Annotated in this window: 13 protein-coding genes and 1 tRNA gene; 5 read left to right on the top strand and 9 right to left on the bottom strand. The window is 67.4% G+C overall.

Translation table 11 applies throughout. The features are described from left to right. Positions 1–31: 31 nt before the first annotated feature. The 6 genes from WT60_RS21645 to WT60_RS34625 all read right to left on the bottom strand — a co-directional run bounded on the left by WT60_RS21645 (position 32) and on the right by WT60_RS34625 (position 7,843). Positions 32–2,185 carry a hypothetical protein gene (locus WT60_RS21645; RefSeq protein WP_060356104.1) on the bottom strand — a complete coding sequence of 718 codons (2,154 nt, stop codon included), beginning with the start codon at positions 2,183–2,185 and terminating at the stop codon, positions 32–34. A gap of 327 nt (positions 2,186–2,512) precedes the next feature. After that, a complete protein-coding gene (locus tag WT60_RS21640; RefSeq protein ID WP_060356105.1) occupies positions 2,513–3,316 on the bottom strand; it encodes a hypothetical protein in 804 nt (267 codons plus the stop codon). An 11-nt stretch (positions 3,317–3,327) separates the two neighbouring features. Continuing rightward, a complete protein-coding gene (locus tag WT60_RS21635) occupies positions 3,328–4,554 on the bottom strand; it encodes a YaiO family outer membrane beta-barrel protein (RefSeq protein WP_060356106.1) in 1,227 nt (408 codons plus the stop codon). 13 nt (positions 4,555–4,567) lie between these two features. Further along, complete coding sequence (locus tag WT60_RS21630; RefSeq protein ID WP_059671411.1) at positions 4,568–5,557, bottom strand: polymer-forming cytoskeletal protein; 990 nt, start codon at positions 5,555–5,557, stop codon at positions 4,568–4,570. Between the two features lie 3 nt (positions 5,558–5,560). Then, on the bottom strand, positions 5,561–7,135 hold the full coding sequence (locus tag WT60_RS21625; RefSeq protein ID WP_038746332.1) for a glycosyltransferase: 1,575 nt from the start codon (positions 7,133–7,135) through the stop codon (positions 5,561–5,563). 165 nt (positions 7,136–7,300) lie between these two features. Then, positions 7,301–7,843, bottom strand: a complete 543-nt coding sequence (locus WT60_RS34625; protein ID WP_186448646.1) for a hypothetical protein — start codon at positions 7,841–7,843, stop codon at positions 7,301–7,303. A 545-nt stretch (positions 7,844–8,388) separates the two neighbouring features. Between WT60_RS34625 and wecB the strand changes: the two genes are divergently transcribed. Beyond that, a complete protein-coding gene (gene wecB, locus WT60_RS21605) occupies positions 8,389–9,603 on the top strand; it encodes a UDP-N-acetylglucosamine 2-epimerase (non-hydrolyzing) (RefSeq protein ID WP_059642173.1) in 1,215 nt (404 codons plus the stop codon). Positions 9,604–10,306: 703 nt separating this feature from the next. Here the strand turns inward: wecB and WT60_RS21595 are convergent. Together WT60_RS21595 and WT60_RS21590 are read right to left on the bottom strand one after the other, a co-directional pair. Further along, a tRNA-Val gene (locus tag WT60_RS21595) sits at positions 10,307–10,383 on the bottom strand. A 755-nt stretch (positions 10,384–11,138) separates the two neighbouring features. Further along, entirely contained in the window at positions 11,139–12,020 is an 882-nt protein-coding gene (locus WT60_RS21590; RefSeq protein WP_038746152.1) for a LysR family transcriptional regulator, read from the bottom strand. A 137-nt stretch (positions 12,021–12,157) separates the two neighbouring features. Here WT60_RS21590 and WT60_RS21585 point away from each other — a divergent pair, with 137 nt between their 5' ends. From WT60_RS21585 to WT60_RS21570, 3 genes are all read left to right on the top strand, one after another. Then, positions 12,158–12,913: a TerC family protein gene (locus WT60_RS21585; protein WP_038746150.1), complete on the top strand. Its 756-nt coding sequence runs from the start codon at positions 12,158–12,160 to the stop codon at positions 12,911–12,913. Positions 12,914–13,087: 174 nt separating this feature from the next. Then, positions 13,088–13,405, top strand: coding sequence for a zf-TFIIB domain-containing protein (locus WT60_RS21575; protein ID WP_060356108.1), 318 nt, complete (start codon positions 13,088–13,090; stop codon positions 13,403–13,405). 186 nt (positions 13,406–13,591) lie between these two features. After that, positions 13,592–14,020, top strand: a complete 429-nt coding sequence (locus tag WT60_RS21570) for a GFA family protein (RefSeq protein WP_038746144.1) — start codon at positions 13,592–13,594, stop codon at positions 14,018–14,020. 49 nt (positions 14,021–14,069) lie between these two features. Here the strand turns inward: WT60_RS21570 and WT60_RS21565 are convergent, their stop codons facing one another. After that, complete coding sequence (locus WT60_RS21565; protein ID WP_060356109.1) at positions 14,070–15,491, bottom strand: aminotransferase class V-fold PLP-dependent enzyme; 1,422 nt, start codon at positions 15,489–15,491, stop codon at positions 14,070–14,072. A gap of 183 nt (positions 15,492–15,674) precedes the next feature. On the opposite strand from WT60_RS21565, the gene WT60_RS21560 reads away from it, so the two are divergent. Continuing rightward, positions 15,675–16,580: a membrane protein gene (locus tag WT60_RS21560; protein ID WP_038746138.1), complete on the top strand. Its 906-nt coding sequence runs from the start codon at positions 15,675–15,677 to the stop codon at positions 16,578–16,580. Positions 16,581–16,614: the final 34 nt, after the last annotated feature.

The following is a 16,614-nucleotide window of genomic DNA, read 5'->3' as shown; positions in this document are numbered from 1 at the left end:
AGCCGCGCGCGGCGACGCGTTTGCCGCGTCACTACATCTTCGCGCTCGTGAACGTGAGGCTCGTGCCGGCGCCGGCAATCACGAGCCAGTTCGTCGGATCGGAATAATCGACGCTCGCCGAGCCCTGCGTCACGACGGGCATCCCGTACTTCGCCTTCGGCAACAGCCACGTCATGTTCGCGAGGCTCGTCGGGTGGCTCGCGTGGAATGCCCAGCTCGCCCCCATGTCCGTCGCCGACCACGCCACGTTCAGCCTAGAGCGGTCGAAGTTCGTGATGTCGCTCATCGTGTACCACCTGAACTGGCCGAGCAGCTTCAACGCGTTCGCCTGCGTGAAGATCGACGTCAGCACGGTCGGGTAGAACGACGCGCCGTACGGGTGCGCATAGATCAGACGGCTCGTGCGGTTCGCGACCACGAAGTTGATGAGGTTCGTGTACCAGTTCGTGATGTCGGTCGTCGACACGCCGTACTGCTGGAATTCCTCGAACGTCGCGTACTTGCCGAACGGCATCACCGGGTACGCCCACAGCCCCGGGTTCAACAATGCACCGTTGCGATACGCGCGGGTCGGCTCGGAACCGGTGTGGCCCGTGAAGTAATAGCCGTTGAAGCCGTTCGCTTCGAGCCAGTTCACGGACCAGGTCGGCGTGTTGCCTTCAGGCGCCGCGTATTCGACATCGGGCATCCCCGTCGCGGTCATCACGGCCTGATGGTTCATCACCAGATACTGCTGGAACGTGCTCTGGTCCGTCTCGCTCGCATACGCGCCCCAGTAGTCGTGAATCCAGCCGCCGTGGCTGCCCACGTGATGTCCTCTCGACAGGAAGTACCTGACGAGATTCAGCGCGGTCGAATTGTAGTCGAGGTTGATGCCGTCGCCGTCACCGAACGTCGCTTCGTCGGGGCCGGCTGTGAACACGATCGAGAACGGGCCGTTCGCCCACACGCCGAGGTTCTTCAGAGTCTGCGCCGGCTGAATCTGGTCTTCCGCGCAGAAGTGCCAGTTGAACACGAGCCCGGCCCGCGCCCTCGGCAGATTCGACAGCGACGGCAGGCTCAACAGGCCCGTGCCGAAGTAATGCAGGAAGCCGTGGATCAGCATCCCGTCCGTCTGGCCGTCGAGGTACGCGAGCGGCAGGTTCACGAACAGCACGCCGCCGTTGCCGTACGTGTTGTAGCCCGATACGAGGCCGAAGCTCGGCGAGGTCAGGATCGTCGTGCCGGTGTACGTGCCTTGCGTGACGAAGCTCGGATACGTGAGGAAGCCGTACACGTAGCCCGAGATGCCTTCGAGCGTGTCGGTCAGCGTCCCCGCCGTCGTGAGCAGCGTGCTCGCGGTTCCGGTCAGCGTCGTGGACGTGCTCGTCGTCAGAGAGCTCGCGCTGTACGTGCCCGACTTCACCGGCTTGCCGGTGACGAACCCCGTCAGCTTCGGCGCGGTCGACGCGAACGTGCCCTTGCCGTCCTTCGGCAGCGTATAGCCGAACCATGCGCTGTGGTTGTAGCCCTGCAGACCGCCCGGGTTCGACGGGCTCGCGCTCAGGTACATCAGCGTGCCCGACGTGGCCGTGCCGGTCGTGGCCGCGCTCGTCGTGCCGGTGGCGGCCGACAGCAGCGCGCTCGTCGTCGTGGACGACGACGTCGTCGTCCACGCCATCGACTTGCCGGGCGGCACCTGAATCGTGCGCAGCCAGCTGCTCATGCCGGTCACGTTGCCGAGGCCGATCGTGTTGCCGAGCAGTTGGCTGTAGAGCACGTAATCGACGCCCACCATCGAGCTGAAGCGCGACTTCGGAACCGGATAGAAGCCCGCAGAATTCAGCACGCCGAAATCATAGACGAGCATCACCTTGCCGCCGTTCAGCGCATAGTTCTGGATCGCGGTGACGAGCGTGTCGTCGGCAACCGTATGCACCTGGTCGGGTAGGATGAGCCCCGGATATTGCGACAGCGTCGCGCCCGCCTGCATGAACTGGCTATCCGTGATCAGCTTGATCTGAAGCCCTTCTTCTTGCGCGCTGTCGAGCCACGCGGACACTCTCGGATCGGGCAGCGTGAGCGTGTCCGGAACCAGCAGCAGCAATTGATTGGTGGCCGCGCGCGCAACGCCCGGCCCGAACGCGAGCGCGAGCGCGAACAACGCGAACACGACCCGCAGGAATTTGCCTGACTTCGCCAACATGGTTCGCTCCTATCCTCTTCAGGGAAGGGCGGCTCGCGACCGGCTGCGGCGCGTCAGACGCGCCGCCCGGCACACCGGCCCCGGCCTCGTGGATGTGATGGCCGTTTGTCACGCCGGCGCATTGCCCGGCGTCTTCCGACGACTGCGCCGCGCCCATTCGGCGCGGCACGGCAATCGAACCTACCCCCCGGTGAAAGCGAGCTCCGTGCCATTTGCTTCGGATGCCCGATCGATCAGGCTCTGCGGCCGATCGTGCGGCGCCCTCCCGACGAAATCTCGCGAAATCGTCTCAGCGCTGATACGGAAGCGGTTTCTCTCGTCGGCCGCTCACGGCGGCTCTCGCGTCAGCGCGCCGTGCCAGCTCGCGCAATAGCTGTAGAGCGTGATGAGCAATCCGATCAGCAACGGCGCGCCCAGCACGAAATAGCAGAACGGCATGAACAGCAGCGAGCCGTGATAGATGACGACCGCGTGCAGCAGCAGCACGAACGGCAGCGCCGCCATGAAATAACCGAGTACGAGGAGCGACGCGAACGCCTTCTGCGCGAGGGAGAAATCGAGCGGGTAGTAGAGCGCCGCCATCACGAGCGGAATCAGCGCGATCGCCGCGACGTTCATCACGAACACGTCTCGCAGATGAAGCGATGCGTCGTACGGGAACGTATCCGCCACCGCGCCTGCGGGCGAGGCGGCGGCAGCGGGCGGCCCGTACATCGTCCAGAAATACAGGCAGATCATCAGCTGCGCGAACGTCGCGATCCTCAGCAGGTACGCAACCGGCAGCCATCTCGCCCGACGAACGAACGTGGCCGCGAATCCCGCCGCGCAGGCCGCCGCGGTCGCGAACAGCAGCGCGCCGCTCGGCATCCGAGCGGCGAGATTGATCGACAGCAGCGGCACGCGCAGCGCGTGCGCCGGATAGCCGAGCACGACCGCGTCCAGCGACGGATCGATCTGTCGCGCACCCCAGCCGACCACCGCGCACCAGTACCGCCACGCGTACGGCAGCGCGAACCATAGCAGCGCGTACAGCGCGGGCGTGAGTAGCGCGGCCGATGCGAGCCAGCGCCGCGGATGCGCGTGCGTGCGCAGCGAACGATCATCGGGCGACGGGATGGGATCGGTATCCATGCGCCCGCCCGTCACCACCGATAGAACATCCCGACCTCCCCGCCGATCCGCGAGTAGTACGGGTTGTGGTAGTAGTCGAACTCGACTTGCGTGCCCCACTTGCGCGTGAACCAGTAGCGCCACTTCAGCGACACCTCGTGGCTGCGGAAATCGGTGATCTGCGCGTTGTTGCTGATCGCCTGATACGCCTCGCGGCCGAAGCTGCCGCGCAGCACGATCACGCTCTTGCCGACCTCGCCGTACGTGACCGCGCCGTAATACGCAGGCGCCTTCACGGAACCCGGGGAGTCGACCGTGTAGTTCCAGCCCGCCTCGAAGATCCACTTCGGCACCGCATACCAGATCGCGCCGAGGTGATAAAGCTGATCGCGGTGACCGTTGCGGTTCCACGCGTAGCCCGCGCCCGCCGACAACACGAGTGACCGGTTCGACAGCAGCTTGCGGTTGAGCGACAGGTCGACGCGCGCGCTCGGCAGAATCGTGCCGGACGTCGTGCCGGACAATCCGACGGCGCCGAACCAGTCCGGCCCCATGTCCTGTACGTACGTGATCGCGCCGAGCTGCGTGCTCTCGTGGAAGCGGTGCAGTTGCGCGAGCTCGCCGATGAACGTGCGGCCGCCCGCCTGATAGAGACCGCGCAGATGCACGCCGTACCAGTCGCCATAGCCGTTCGTCACGTGCGCCATCGAATACGCGAGCGACAGCTCCGTGTGCCGCTCCGCCGGCGCCTGGACGTGCGTGACGATCGCTTCCGGCAATGTCGGTTGGTTCTCCTGATCGGGCGTGACCTCGGCGAGCGGATAGCCGTCGGGCATGCCTTCCGAATCGACCTTCACGAGCGCCATGTCGTCGAACTCTCGCGGCACGATGACGAGCGGCGCAGCCGGCGGCGCCGAAAGGGGGGCGGACGCGGACGTCGCCGTGGACGCAGATGCGGATGCGGACGCGGACGCCGATGCGATCGCGTTCGGCGCGGACGACAAGCGCGACGCGGACGGCTCGGGCGACGCCGCGGTCGGCACGGCAACGGCAACGGCAACAGCAGCGGCAGCCGGCACGGCGACAGGCGCGGACGACGCGACGGAAGCCGCAATAGGCGCGTCGGCGGCGGCCGCGACCGGCACGTCGCCGGAAGCCGGCGCCGCATGTGCGTTCGGCGCGCCGAGCGCGCACGCACACGCAAGCGCGAGGGCGGCGAGAGGAACGGGCGGGTCGCGCCGGCAACGAAGCGCATGCATGTCGATCTCCTTGTTACGACGCGTGATACCAGCCGCTGCGCCACGCGACGAGATCGCCGTGCACGCACGCATGGCCGACCACCGACACGTCGCGCGCGCACGCGCTGACCGGATGATCGGCCGCGCCGATGCGTGCGCCCGTCAGCCGCAACAGACCGCCCGCGGACACGACGCCGTCGATGCAGCTCGCGTCGTCGAGCAGCACGTCGTCGCGAGCGAACACCGCGCCGTTCAACAGCGCATCGCATTCGAGCACGACGCTGTGCGCCTTCACGCTGCCGATCAGCACGCAGCCCTCGCCGAGCGTCAGCCGGCCCTCGACGATCAGCGTGCCGTGCAGGATCGTGTGCGACGGCATGCGCACGTCGCGATGCACCAGATAGCGGCCGTCCAGCACGCGGTGCGGAACGCCGGCCAGGCGGTTCGCGAGCGACAGCGCGCGATGCGGCGCCAGCGTGCCGTCGCGGCCGAGCGCGCGCGCGACGCGGCCGAACACGATCGGCGTGCCGTGCAGATTCGCGAAGCCGCCGCAGCCGTGCATGCGCACCGTCTGCCCGATCACCGCGCCGTGTACGAGCGTGTTGTCGATGTCGACGTTCGGCGCGTACGCGAACCCGCCGAGCGTCGCGCCCGCGCGCATCTCGATGCGCTCCTCGGCGAACGCGTATGCCGCGTGCGCGCCCGCGCCGAGCGAGATCATCCGGTCCGCATACAGCACGCCGTCGCGCCGGTCGCCGCGCGCGAGGCAGAGCGCGTCGACGTGCTCGACGCGCAGGCCGAGCGCCTGCCACGGTGCCGCGTCGCCCTGCGCGAGCGGCTCGCCGCGCGCGTTCGCGCGCAACGCGTCGAGCCACTGCTCGGCGCGACGCGGATAGTCGACGAACGGGCCGTCGCCGATCGGCAGCGCACTGACGTCGCTGCGCCTCACCAGCTCGTTCAAAAGCGGCAGAAACGGCAGGCTGAGCATTCCGGCCACCGGCATGATCACGTTGAAGGTCGTCATCGCTCATCGTCCCGATTTCAGCGGCCGGCGAAAGCGCTCGGTCTTGTCCCAACGCAGCTCGCGACGCAGCAGCACGTCGAGCGCGAGCCCCCATAGCGCGGCGATGACGGCCGCGATCGTCACGCAGAATCCGACGACGTTCACCGGCACGAGCCGCAGCCGCGTCGCGCGGCCGTCGAGGCGCGCGGCGACGACGATCTCGAAGAACACGCCGAAGTTGCCGAACGTGCCGAACGCGAACAGCGCGAACACCGAAACGAGCAGGCCGAGCGCGAGCGAATCGATGCCGTTCGTCAGATAGAGCGCGAGCGCGATGCCCCACGCGAGCGCGAGGAGCGCGGGCATCGTGAACACGCCGAGCAGCAGCGCGCCGTCGAGGCGGCAACGCCGCGACGTCACCGGGCTGCGCAGCAGCGGAATCAGGTAGCGGAACAGCGTCTGGTTGTGCCCCTTCGCCCAGCGGGTGAGCTGGCGCGCCCGCACGGGCCACCGCTCCGGCACTTCCTCGTAGCACTCCGCATGGTTCAGATAGACGGTGCGCCAGTCGCTCAGCAGCAGCCGGTACGTCATGTCGGTGTCTTCGGCGAGCGTGTCGTCGCGCCAGCCGCCGACCGCGTCGAGCGCGCTCTTGCGGATGCCGCCTACCGTGCCGCCGTATTGCGGCACGAGGCCGAGATTGTTGCGCGCCTGCTGGTTCACCTGATAGCCGCCCGCGCGCTCGAGATCGAGCAGCCGCGCGAGCAGGTTGCGATCCGCGTTCTGCGGCACGACGCGGCCCATCACCGCGCCCACTTCCGGATCGAAGAACGGCGCGACCAGTTCGCCGAGCAAGCCCGGGCGCGGCAGATAGTCGGCATCGAACACGACCATGATGTCGCCGCGGATCTCGCGCAGCGCGTCCTTCAGGGCCGCCGCCTTGCCGGGCTTGCCGCTCTCGCGGTGAAACGGCTTGATGAGATCGGGCGCGAGCGCCTGCACTTCGTCGATCAGCGCGCGCGTGTTGTCGGTCGAGCGGTCGTTGACGGGCACGATCGTCAGCCGGTCGCGCGGATAGGTCGTCGCGAGGAGCGCCATCAGGCAATCGACGACCACCGCTTCCTCGTTGTGCGCGGCCACGAACACCGTGATCTCCGGCCAGTCCGCACGCGTGATCGCGCGATACGGCGCGCTTTGCGGCTTGAACAGGCGATCGAGGCTGAATACGTAGTGGCGCGTCGCGTAGACGAAAGTCAGCAGCGCGAACGACCACAGATACGCCGCGCACAGGCCGATGACGATTCCCTTGCCGGAAGCGGCCAGCACACGGGCGACGGTCGTGCGGACGGCCGCGAAAAGCGGCGGCGCATCGAGCGGCGCGGATTCCGCGAGCGGGAATGCGATCGCTTCGGCGTGCGGCCGGCTCGGCTCGGCGAGCGCGCCGACCTGCTCGGCCACCTGCGTCGCGCGCACGAGCGGGATCGACGGGAGCAAAGCGGATGCCGGGCGCGACGCGGTGTCGCGCACGGCCAGCGAACATGCGAACACGATCAGCAGCAGCACGCATTCCACGCACAACGACATCGCCCGCCTGTTCTTCATGCTCATGTCCCCGTGCCCGTGTCGGCAGCGGCTTGCGCTCGCCCCCGCACGGACGTGCAAAAGGAAACCGGCGCTGCGTGCCGCGCGCGCGTCGCATGCGGCATGTCGCATGTCGCGCGTCGACGCCGCGCGGAACACGCGCCGCGCCGCCGGTTTCCGGCTTCGTCACATCGGCCGTTCCTTTGGTGTGTTGTCGTCGAATCGCGTCGGAACGGATCTGCGCTGGTTCAAAGCAAAGGGCGAGCCATCGCCCGGAAAAGTCCGCGCGACAAGGGTTTCGAGGCGAAGCGCGGGTTCGCGCGACGACGCGCGCGACGCGTTTTGATTCATCGGCGAATCAACGCCGGGGCCGCCGTCGCTCGCAAGACGGCGTGCGTCGCGCAACGCGCGATCGCATGCGCGCATACGCCGAGCGGCCGCGCCGCGCCCGCGCGCCATCGCAACGGGAACGCGCACGCAGTTCCGTCGTCGCGGCGCGCGCGGCATGCGAGCCCGCCGCAAACGATTGACTCCGGCGCGCGTACGCGGCATGTCTTCCGCGTCCGCGAAATCTGCGAAGCGGCCGCGTTTCAGAATCGAAACGTTTCGCGAAGGCGGCGCCGGCAGCCCGCCTTCGGCCGAGCGCGGCCGGGAAATCCCTGACGAACTCCGCCGCGCGGCATTCGTCGCGCGGTGTGCCCGAAAGCCGCGCGCGAGCGCGGAACCCAAGCGCCCAAAGGTTTTCGGCGAACGTCGTCATGGATGCGCGGCCGGCGTTGCGCGGCCGCATCCATGTGCCGCCGAGACGCCGCAAGCGGCGCCTGCATGCCGCGCCGGGCAAAGCGGTAATGCGCCGTAACAGCCGCGAGACGTTCCCGCGCGCCGGGCCCGCGGCCGGCGCCGTCCGCCTTGGCGGCGACGATGCTGGTTTAAATATTGCTCAAAGGACGAAACGGTGTGCCACATGCGGCGCACGCGGTCGTGCACCGCGACGCGGCGCCAATCCCGAGACCACGAGGAGCGATACATGACGTGACCGCCCAATCGCCACGGCCGAGCCAGCCGGTCGCGATGCGATTCGCACGACGAATCGTCGCGGACACGCTGCGCACGGACGTCGAAATACCGTCGCGCGACGCGCGGCGGACCGCGTCGCGCGTCCGATCGCGCGACGCCGTTCGCGCGCGCCGTTCGCTCGCACGTCGAGCTTCACGGCACGCGGCCGCCGCGCCGCGTGCCCGATCGACCGGAACAACCGTGAATCGGGGATGAAGATGAAGAAAATCCTGCTTGCGTTCGGCACTCGTCCCGAGGCCATCAAGATGGCGCCGCTCGTGCGTGCGCTGCAGGCGCGAGCCGACGTCGACGCACGCGTGTGCGTGACCGCGCAACATCGCCAGATGCTCGACCAGGTGCTCTCGCTGTTCGACATCGCGCCCGCGTACGATCTGAACGTGATGCGCCAAAGCCAGACGCTGACCGACGTGACGACAGGAATCCTTCAGACGATCGGCGCCGTGTTCGACGATTTCGATCCGGACGTCGTGCTCGTGCACGGCGACACGACGACGACGCTCGCGGTGAGCCTCGCCGCGTTCTACCGCTACTTGCCGATCGGCCACGTCGAAGCGGGGCTGCGCAGCGGCGATATCTGGTCGCCGTGGCCCGAGGAGCTGAACCGCCGCGTGACTGACGCGGTGTCGTCGTGGCACTTCGCGCCGACCGAGCGCGCGCAGCACAATCTGTTCAGCGAAGGCGTGCCGACGCAGGGCGTCGTGCTGACCGGCAACACGGTGATCGACGCACTGCAGGACGTGAAGCGCATGCTCGACGCCGACGCACCGCTTTCCCGCGAAATCGCCGCGCAGTTTCCGTTCCTCGGCCGAGACGAGCGCGTCGTGCTGATCACCGGCCATCGGCGCGAGAGCTTCGGCGAGCCGTTCGCGCATTTCTGCGACGCGCTGCGCACGCTCGCGCTGCATTATCCGCACGTGCGCTTCATCTATCCGCTGCATCTGAATCCGAACGTGCAGAAGCCGGCGCACTCGCTGCTCGACGGGCTGCCGAACATCCATCTGATCGCGCCGCAGGAATATCTGTCGTTCGTATTCCTGATGTCGCGCGCGCATTTCATCATCACCGATTCGGGCGGCATCCAGGAAGAAGGGCCCGCGCTCGGCAAGCCGGTGCTCGTCACGCGCGACACGACCGAACGGCCGGAGGCGATCCAGGCGGGCACCGCGCGGCTCGTCGGCACGAACACCGAGCGGATCGTGGGCGAGGCGTCGCGGCTACTCGACGACGACGATGCGTACGACGAAATGTCGCGCGCGTCGAATCCGTACGGCGACGGCCACGCGAGCGAGCGGATCGTCCATGCGCTGCTGAACATGCCGTACGCGACCGACACGGCGCGCTTCCCGCTCGCCGCGATCGAAGCGCCATGCAACGCGCTCGCGCTCGGCTTGCGCGCGCTGAGGTCGGCGTGAACGTGATCGTCTGGCGGCACGCGGGCCGCGACGTCTGCGCGAGCGCCCGGGCGGGCAACGTGTGCGCGTGCGCGCGCGGCTGCCATCCGGTGATCGGGCGGCGGCGCGTCACGTCGCTGCCGGCGCGGATCGGCGGAGGCTGCATCGGGTGCGGCGCGTGCGGCTGCGAACACGGGCCGCGCGCGACGCAGTGTCCGACGGGGCGGCGCTGTCGCCAGCGGTGACGCTGCGCGTGTGACGTGTGACGCGCGGTGCGTGACGCGCGGTGCGTGGTGCGTGGTGCGTGGTGCGTGGTGCGTGGTGCGTGGTGCGTGGTGCGTGGTGCGCCAATAGCGTACCGCGTGCGAGGCACGCGCGCGGCATGACGCGCGATGCTCCGCAGGCAATGCACGATGTGATGCGATTCACGCGCCGTTCGATGCAACCCGCCCATCCGCCGAACGCACGCCACTCCGCGATTCCGATGCTCGGAGCACGGCGTGACATCAACGCACGTACGCGATCGCACATGCCTATGCGATGTGCGATCACCCACCGCGCCGCGCGTCGAACGTCATGCTGAAAATTGAAGAATGCGAGAAACCGCGCGGACCACCCCGTCGATGCGAAGGACGAGCGCCGAGCGCTGCATGAAGAAGAACGCGGATGAAAGCGCTCGCCCAAGAGGGCTTTGCTGCGCTGTTCATCCGCGTCCGATGTGCGTTGGTAGGCTCGATTGGATTCGAACCAACGACCCCCACCATGTCAAGGTGGTGCTCTAACCAACTGAGCTACGAGCCTGTGTGAGGCGCGAATTATAGAGAGCCTCGCACGCGCGCACAAGCCCTTTTTGGAAAATTCTCGGATCGACTGCGTCGATGGGCCGCCCGTCCGAGCCGATCGGTGCCGGATGCAACGGCGGAAGCGGCGGCGGCGACGGGCGCGATGAAGTGCAAGCTGCCGCCGCCCCGCGTGCGCCGCATCGCCGGACTTCCGCAGGGGTGAACGCTTGACGACCCGTGCAAATGCGGCGCGTTGGGCGACATATCCGAACGCGCCGATGTCTCGGCGATGAGCTTCGTCGCAGGCAATGGACGGATTCGCAGCGCCCGCCATTGCAGGCGGAAACGCAATCGCAAGCAAAGGATCGGCAAGCGCGGCGGTCGAAGAAAGAGGCCGCACGTTCACGATCGACAGCAAGCGGGACGTATTGCACGAATGCACACGAAGGCTTCGCAAGCCAATGCGTCTCAGCCAACCGAGGGCGACGGTCGGCGAAAGCCGGCGTCCCGTTCGCCGTTCGCCTTCCGCGTCGGCCAGGACGCGCCGCGGAACAAGACGCGACGACATCGAACGGCAACTTCTCAACCAGGCTGCAACAACGATCGCCCGAGCGCGCATCGTCGCCGATGCACGCGGTTCGCGTCGGCCGGGCGAGGCCGGTCGAGGCCGGCGAGCGCGGCAACAGCAAGCACGGCGAGCACGGCGCTCGGGACACTCGCGAACGACCGCGACGTGCGCGTCGGCACACGGCCGGCCGCGCACGATCATGCGGCTCACCCTCGCGCCGCCGCGGCCAGCACCTGCGCGACGAGCGGATGATGCTGCCCGCGTTGCGAACGGATCGCGTAGATCTCCTCGGTCACGCCGTCCGCGCGCCCGAGCCGCCTCAACCCGCGCAGCAGCGCGACGTCGCCCGCGCCCGGCTCGCTCAGCGGAAACACGCCCAGACCGCGCGCGGCGAACACGGCCATCAGCGCGCTGTCCTCGAATTCGCCGACGATCCGCGGCCGGATGCCGTGCGCGTCGAACCAGCGATCGAGCCGCATGCGCAGCACCGCGTGCCCGGTCGGCAACAGCACCGGCAGGTCCGCCAGGCACTGCGGAAAGCGGCCGCGCGCCGCCGATGCCATCGCGGTCGGCCCGTACCAGTCGACGGGCGACGCGACGATCCGCTCGCTCGCGAGCCGCAGGTTCGCGCGGCGCGGCGCGGGCTCGCCCGCGAGCACCAGATCGAGCCGGTGCAATGCGAGCTCAGCGAGCAGTTCCTCGTATTCGCCGTCATGGCAAAGCAGCCGCAGCGACGGCGCCGCGAGCGCGGGCTCGAGCGCCGCGTGCGCGGTGAGCTTCGAAATGCCGTCCGTCAGCCCGACCGCGAGCCGCGCGCCCTCCCCGCGCGCCGCTTCGCGCACCTCGTCCTCGATCAGTTGCCCGATCCGGAAGATCTCCTCGGCGCGCGCGAACGCGGCCTGCCCCGCGTCCGTCATCGCCACGCCCCGCCCCGACGGCTTCAACAGCTGATGCCCGATCGATCTTTCCAGCTCGCGCACCTGCGCGCTGATCGTCTGCACGGCCATGTCGAGCCGCCCGGCCGCGCGCGCGAAGCCGCCCTCCTTCACGACGACCCAGAAGTAGTACAGATGGCGAAAATTCAGCATCGCGCCCTCGCCTCCATCGTCATCGATACTTCGTAAAAACCGAATGATAGATCAGATTCCAACTGATTTTTTCGAAACATGAAAGCGTCGATCATCACGACTTCGACATTCGACGGACACCCCGTCCGACACCGCACATGGACTACCTGCTGACCCTCGCCGCCGATCCCGCCGTCTGGGCCGCGCTCGTGACGCTCGTCGCGATGGAGATCGTGCTCGGCATCGACAACCTGATCTTCATCTCGATCCTGAGCAACAAGCTGCCTGAAGCGCAGCGCGAACGCACGCGGCGCCTCGGCATCGGGCTCGCGCTGATCTTTCGACTCGCGCTGCTCGGCACGGTCGCATGGATCGCGCGGCTCACCGAGCCGGTATTCACGCTGTTCGATCACGCGTTCTCGTGGCGTGACCTGATCCTGATCTCGGGCGGCCTGTTCCTCGTCTGGAAGGCGACGAAGGAGATGCATCACCACGTGTCGCACGACGGCTCGAACGAAGCCGGCCCGACGAACGCCGCCGGCCTGACGACTTGGGCTGCGGTCAGCCAGATCCTGATGCTCGACATCGTGTTCTCGATCGACAGCATCGTCACCGCGGTCGGCATGACGACGCACGTCCCGATCATGTTCGTCGCGGTGATCGCCGCCGTCACGGCGATGCTGTTCGCAGCCGGCCCGCTCGCGCGCTTCATCGACCGCAACCCGACCATCGTGATGCTCGCGCTCAGCTTCCTGATGGTGATCGGCATGACGCTGATCGCGGAAGGCTTCGGCTCGCACGTGCCGAAGGGCTACATCTACGCGGCGATGGCGTTCTCCGCCTTCGTCGAAGGAATGAACATGCTCGCGCGGCGCGCGAAGGAAAAGCACGCGAAGCGGATCGCCGTGCAGTGACGCGCCGCCGCGCGACGTGACGTGACGCGATGCAGTGCAGTGCGGTGCGAACTGCTTGCACGGCCCGGCTCGATCGGGCCGTACGAAGCGAAACGTCGCGCCGCCCGGCCGTGCCGGACGCGCGGCGGGAAACGAAGCGCGGCTCGTCCGCGCGCCCTCGAAAGGAGTTGCACGATGAAATGCCCTGTTTGCGTGACGCCCGAGCTGCTGATGACAGAACGGCAATCGATCGAGATCGACTACTGCCCGGCGTGCCGCGGCGTATGGCTCGACCGCGGCGAGCTCGACAAGCTCATGGCCCGTGCCGACGACGATGCAGGCGAGCGTCGACGCGACGCCGCGCGCGATACCGCCCGCGAAGCGCCGCCCGCGCGCAACGCGCACGACGATCGGCGCCGGCATGACGGGTACGAGCACGACGGTCATTACCGGCCGCAACACGGCGGGTATCGGAAAAAGAAATCGCTGTTCGACATGTTCGATTTCGATTGAGGCGGGCGTCGGCGCGATCGATGCCGGCGGCGCGGCGACACGCCCGCGCCAGCGAGCGTCCGTCGCTCGACGAACCCGCGCGCGGCGATCCGATTCGCCGACGAGCCGGCCGCGCGCAACGCATCTTGTTCACGCCGAAGCGCGCGGCGCTTGTCTTATACTCGCCGGCTCACCGCTGGAGACGAGATGACCGCAACGCGTTCCATTCGATGTCTATGCCGCGCCGTCGGCGTGACGCTGACGGGCGAGCCGGCCGCGCGAGCCAACTGCCACTGCGCGTCATGCCGCGATTTCTACGGCGCGCCGATGCTGTCGGCAACCGCTTGGCCGGCCGAGCAAGTCGCCGTCGCCGAAGGCGACGCCGCGACGTTCACGCATCCGGCGAAGCACCTGTCCCGCAGGTTCTGCGCAGCCTGCGGCGAAACCGTGTTCGGCACGAACCGGCTCGGCATGCGCGTCGTGCCGAACGCGATCGTCGCGCGCGCCACGGGCGGCGAGCTGCCCGACGCGCTGCGGCCGACGATGCATCTGTTCTATCGGCAGCGAATCGTCGACGTGCGCGACGAACTGCCGAAATATCTCGACGGCTGGGACGGACCGACCGGCGACTCGTGACGCTCGACCATCGCGCTCGATCGGCGCGCACGGCTCCATGCATCGCGGCCTAAAGCGGACAGTCGGTAAACAGATCGAGCACCTGCGTGAAGAACGCTCTCGCCTGCGCATCGTCGCGCAAGTCGAGCCCGGCCGAATCGCCGCCATAGACGCCGCTCGACTGCGGGCGCGCCTCCGCGTGGCGTCGCGCATAGTCGACCGCCTCGCCGAGATCCCGCCTGAATCGCTCGACGACGCCCGGCTGCGTCTGCGGCCCCGTCACGCACATGTGCAGCGCGTCCGGACGCTGAAGCCCGTTGAAGCGCCAGCCGTGCCGACGCATGCAGTCGTTCACGTGATAGATGTCGAACGCGTCCGACGCGAACGCGAAACAGAACGTCGGCCTGCCGAGCACGCGCAGTTCCGGAATCGCGCGCACGGCGGCCTGCATGTCGAACGCCGTATCGAATATCGCCTTCGCGCGCGCCAGGTATCCTTCGCGCCCGAGGCCGCGCAGCGCCGCCCACGTCGCGGCGATCAGGCCGCCCGAACGGCTGCCGGCCAAACCGGGCGACCCGTATACGCCGCCCGCCCAGTCGGTCATCAAAAAGTACTGGTGCCGGCGAAAGCTCGCGTCGCGCCACGCGAGCACCGAGCCGCCTTTCGGTCCGTAGCCGTATTTGTGCGTATCGGCCGAGATCGACGTGACGCCGGGCAAGCGGAAATCGAAAACCGGAATGTCGGGATAGCCGAGCGTTTCCCCCCACGGCAGAATCCAGCCGCCGAGACAAGCGTCGACATGCAGCCACACGTGCTTGTCGATCGCGACGTCGGACAGCGCCTCGATCGGATCGATCGTCCCGTACGGATAATTGCATGCCGAGCCGACGATCATCACGGTATCGGCGTCGATCGCATCGCGCACGAAATCGACGTCGACCCGCATCGTTTGCGGATCGACCGGCGCGACGATCACGTCGATGCCGAACAGATGCGCGGCCTTGCGAAACGCGGGATGCGCCGACGCGGGCCAGATCATCCGCGGCCGCACGATTGCGCGTTCGGCGCGCGCTTTGTCGCGATACGCGAGCGTCGCGTTCAGGATGCTCTCCGTGCCGCCGAGGCTCAGCGCGCCGCATGCGCGATGCGCGCCGTCATGCCCGGTCACGGCCTCGCCGTGCAGCAGTGCGACCGTCATCGCGACGATCTCGCTTTCCATCCGGTTCATGCTCGGGCACAGGTCGCGCTGCAACGCGTTGACGTGACTGAAGAGCCCGTACGCTTCGTTGAGGAACGCATAATGTTCGTGATCGCCGCAGTACATCGTGCCCGAGCAGCGGCCGTGTTCCCATTTGAAGTCTTCGCGCGCGGCCATCGATCGCAGCTCTTCGAGCAAGCGCTCGCGCGGCATGCCGCGCTCGGGAAAGCCGTGCATCGCGCCGAATTCGGCCGCATACGGATAAAGCCGCTTGACGCCTTCTTCGAGATCCATCACGCCCTCCTGATCGGAACCGGCATCGGCTTTCGGACGTGCGTCGATGCCGACGGCACTGCCGATGATTCCGCCTCGCCGTTCACATTAAGGCTGCCTAATTAACACATTAAAAATTCCCTGTACGTTCCTTTCGTTCACGCTATGCTTAGCATGACATCCTAATAAAAATCGGAACACGTCATGAAGAGATACGCATTGGCTTTCTTGTTGATGCTGTGCTCATCGATGTCGGCAATGGCGGGGGCGATCATTCCATCGGGCGGCACATTGGTCGCGGGGCAATACGCGATGTCGAACAACGGCAATTTCGCATTCGGCATCGACGCCGCGAGCGGCAAGCTGTATTTCCACTATAAATTCCCGACGCAGGCATGGGGCGCGAGCTCGATGTCGCAATTCTTCGGAACGAAGCCCGAGGGCGCGCTCTACGTGGGCAAAGGCGATCGGCTCGTCATGCAGACCGACGGCCGGCTCGCATTCTATTCGGGGAACGACGTCGTCTGGAGCAACTGGTATTACGGCCCCGCGCCCATTCCGGGCTCGTACGCGGTCGTCGAGGATTTCGGCGTCGTCGCGATCTATCCGCCGCAGGGCGGCTATCCTTCGTTCACCTGGCCGTTCGCATCGATCACGCCGAATAGCGGCGCGCTCACGACGGTCGTCGGCTATCCGTTCGGGCTGAACTTCCCGGTGCTCAACGGACGCCAATCGCTGCAGATCTTCAACAACGTCACCTATTACCTGTGGAACAAGAGCTTCGCGTCGGACAGCGTCGCGATGCAGCCCGACGGCAATCTCGTCGTCTACAACAAGGGGCAGCCCGTGTGGTCGACTGCGACATCGGGCAATCCGGGCGCCTACATGCTGGTGACGCCCGTCGGCTTCGTGCTCGGCAAGCAGTACGGCGGCATTCTCGCGAACGTCCCCTATCCGGTGTCCGTCGATCAGTCGAGCCGCGCGAGCGGGCCGAACGATCCGAAGCCGTCGCCGGCCACGCCGCCCGCTCCTTCGCTCAACCTGCCGATCAACTCGAGCTGGAAGTGCTTTTACGTCAAGGACTGGCTCTCGTGTTACGCGCCGGGCTGAGCGGCTCCCGGTTTGCGCGTCGGCTCGCGCGCGG

The sequence above is a fragment of the Burkholderia sp. MSMB617WGS genome (genome assembly GCF_001532025.2).
In the GTDB taxonomy this organism is placed as follows: Bacteria; Pseudomonadota; Gammaproteobacteria; order Burkholderiales; family Burkholderiaceae; genus Burkholderia; species Burkholderia savannae.
This window is presented reverse-complemented; position numbering and strand designations above follow the sequence as displayed.

What these genes read in the sequence shown, in the direction of transcription:
- WT60_RS21630 (WP_059671411.1), bottom strand. Translation starts at nt 5,557, where the DNA reads ATGACGACCTTCAACGTGATCATGCCGGTGGCCGGAATGCTCAGCCTG.
- WT60_RS21625 (WP_038746332.1), bottom strand. Translation starts at nt 7,135, where the DNA reads ATGAAGAACAGGCGGGCGATGTCGTTGTGCGTGGAATGCGTGCTGCTG.
- wecB (WP_059642173.1), top strand. Translation starts at nt 8,389, where the DNA reads ATGAAGAAAATCCTGCTTGCGTTCGGCACTCGTCCCGAGGCCATCAAG.
- WT60_RS21560 (WP_038746138.1), top strand. Translation starts at nt 15,675, where the DNA reads ATGAAGAGATACGCATTGGCTTTCTTGTTGATGCTGTGCTCATCGATG.
- WT60_RS21575 (WP_060356108.1), top strand. Translation starts at nt 13,088, where the DNA reads ATGAAATGCCCTGTTTGCGTGACGCCCGAGCTGCTGATGACAGAACGG.
- WT60_RS21640 (WP_060356105.1), bottom strand. Translation starts at nt 3,316, where the DNA reads ATGGATACCGATCCCATCCCGTCGCCCGATGATCGTTCGCTGCGCACG.
- WT60_RS21565 (WP_060356109.1), bottom strand. Translation starts at nt 15,491, where the DNA reads ATGGATCTCGAAGAAGGCGTCAAGCGGCTTTATCCGTATGCGGCCGAA.
- WT60_RS21645 (WP_060356104.1), bottom strand. Translation starts at nt 2,185, where the DNA reads ATGTTGGCGAAGTCAGGCAAATTCCTGCGGGTCGTGTTCGCGTTGTTC.
- WT60_RS21590 (WP_038746152.1), bottom strand. Translation starts at nt 12,020, where the DNA reads ATGCTGAATTTTCGCCATCTGTACTACTTCTGGGTCGTCGTGAAGGAG.
- WT60_RS21570 (WP_038746144.1), top strand. Translation starts at nt 13,592, where the DNA reads ATGACCGCAACGCGTTCCATTCGATGTCTATGCCGCGCCGTCGGCGTG.
- WT60_RS21585 (WP_038746150.1), top strand. Translation starts at nt 12,158, where the DNA reads ATGGACTACCTGCTGACCCTCGCCGCCGATCCCGCCGTCTGGGCCGCG.
- WT60_RS21635 (WP_060356106.1), bottom strand. Translation starts at nt 4,554, where the DNA reads ATGCATGCGCTTCGTTGCCGGCGCGACCCGCCCGTTCCTCTCGCCGCC.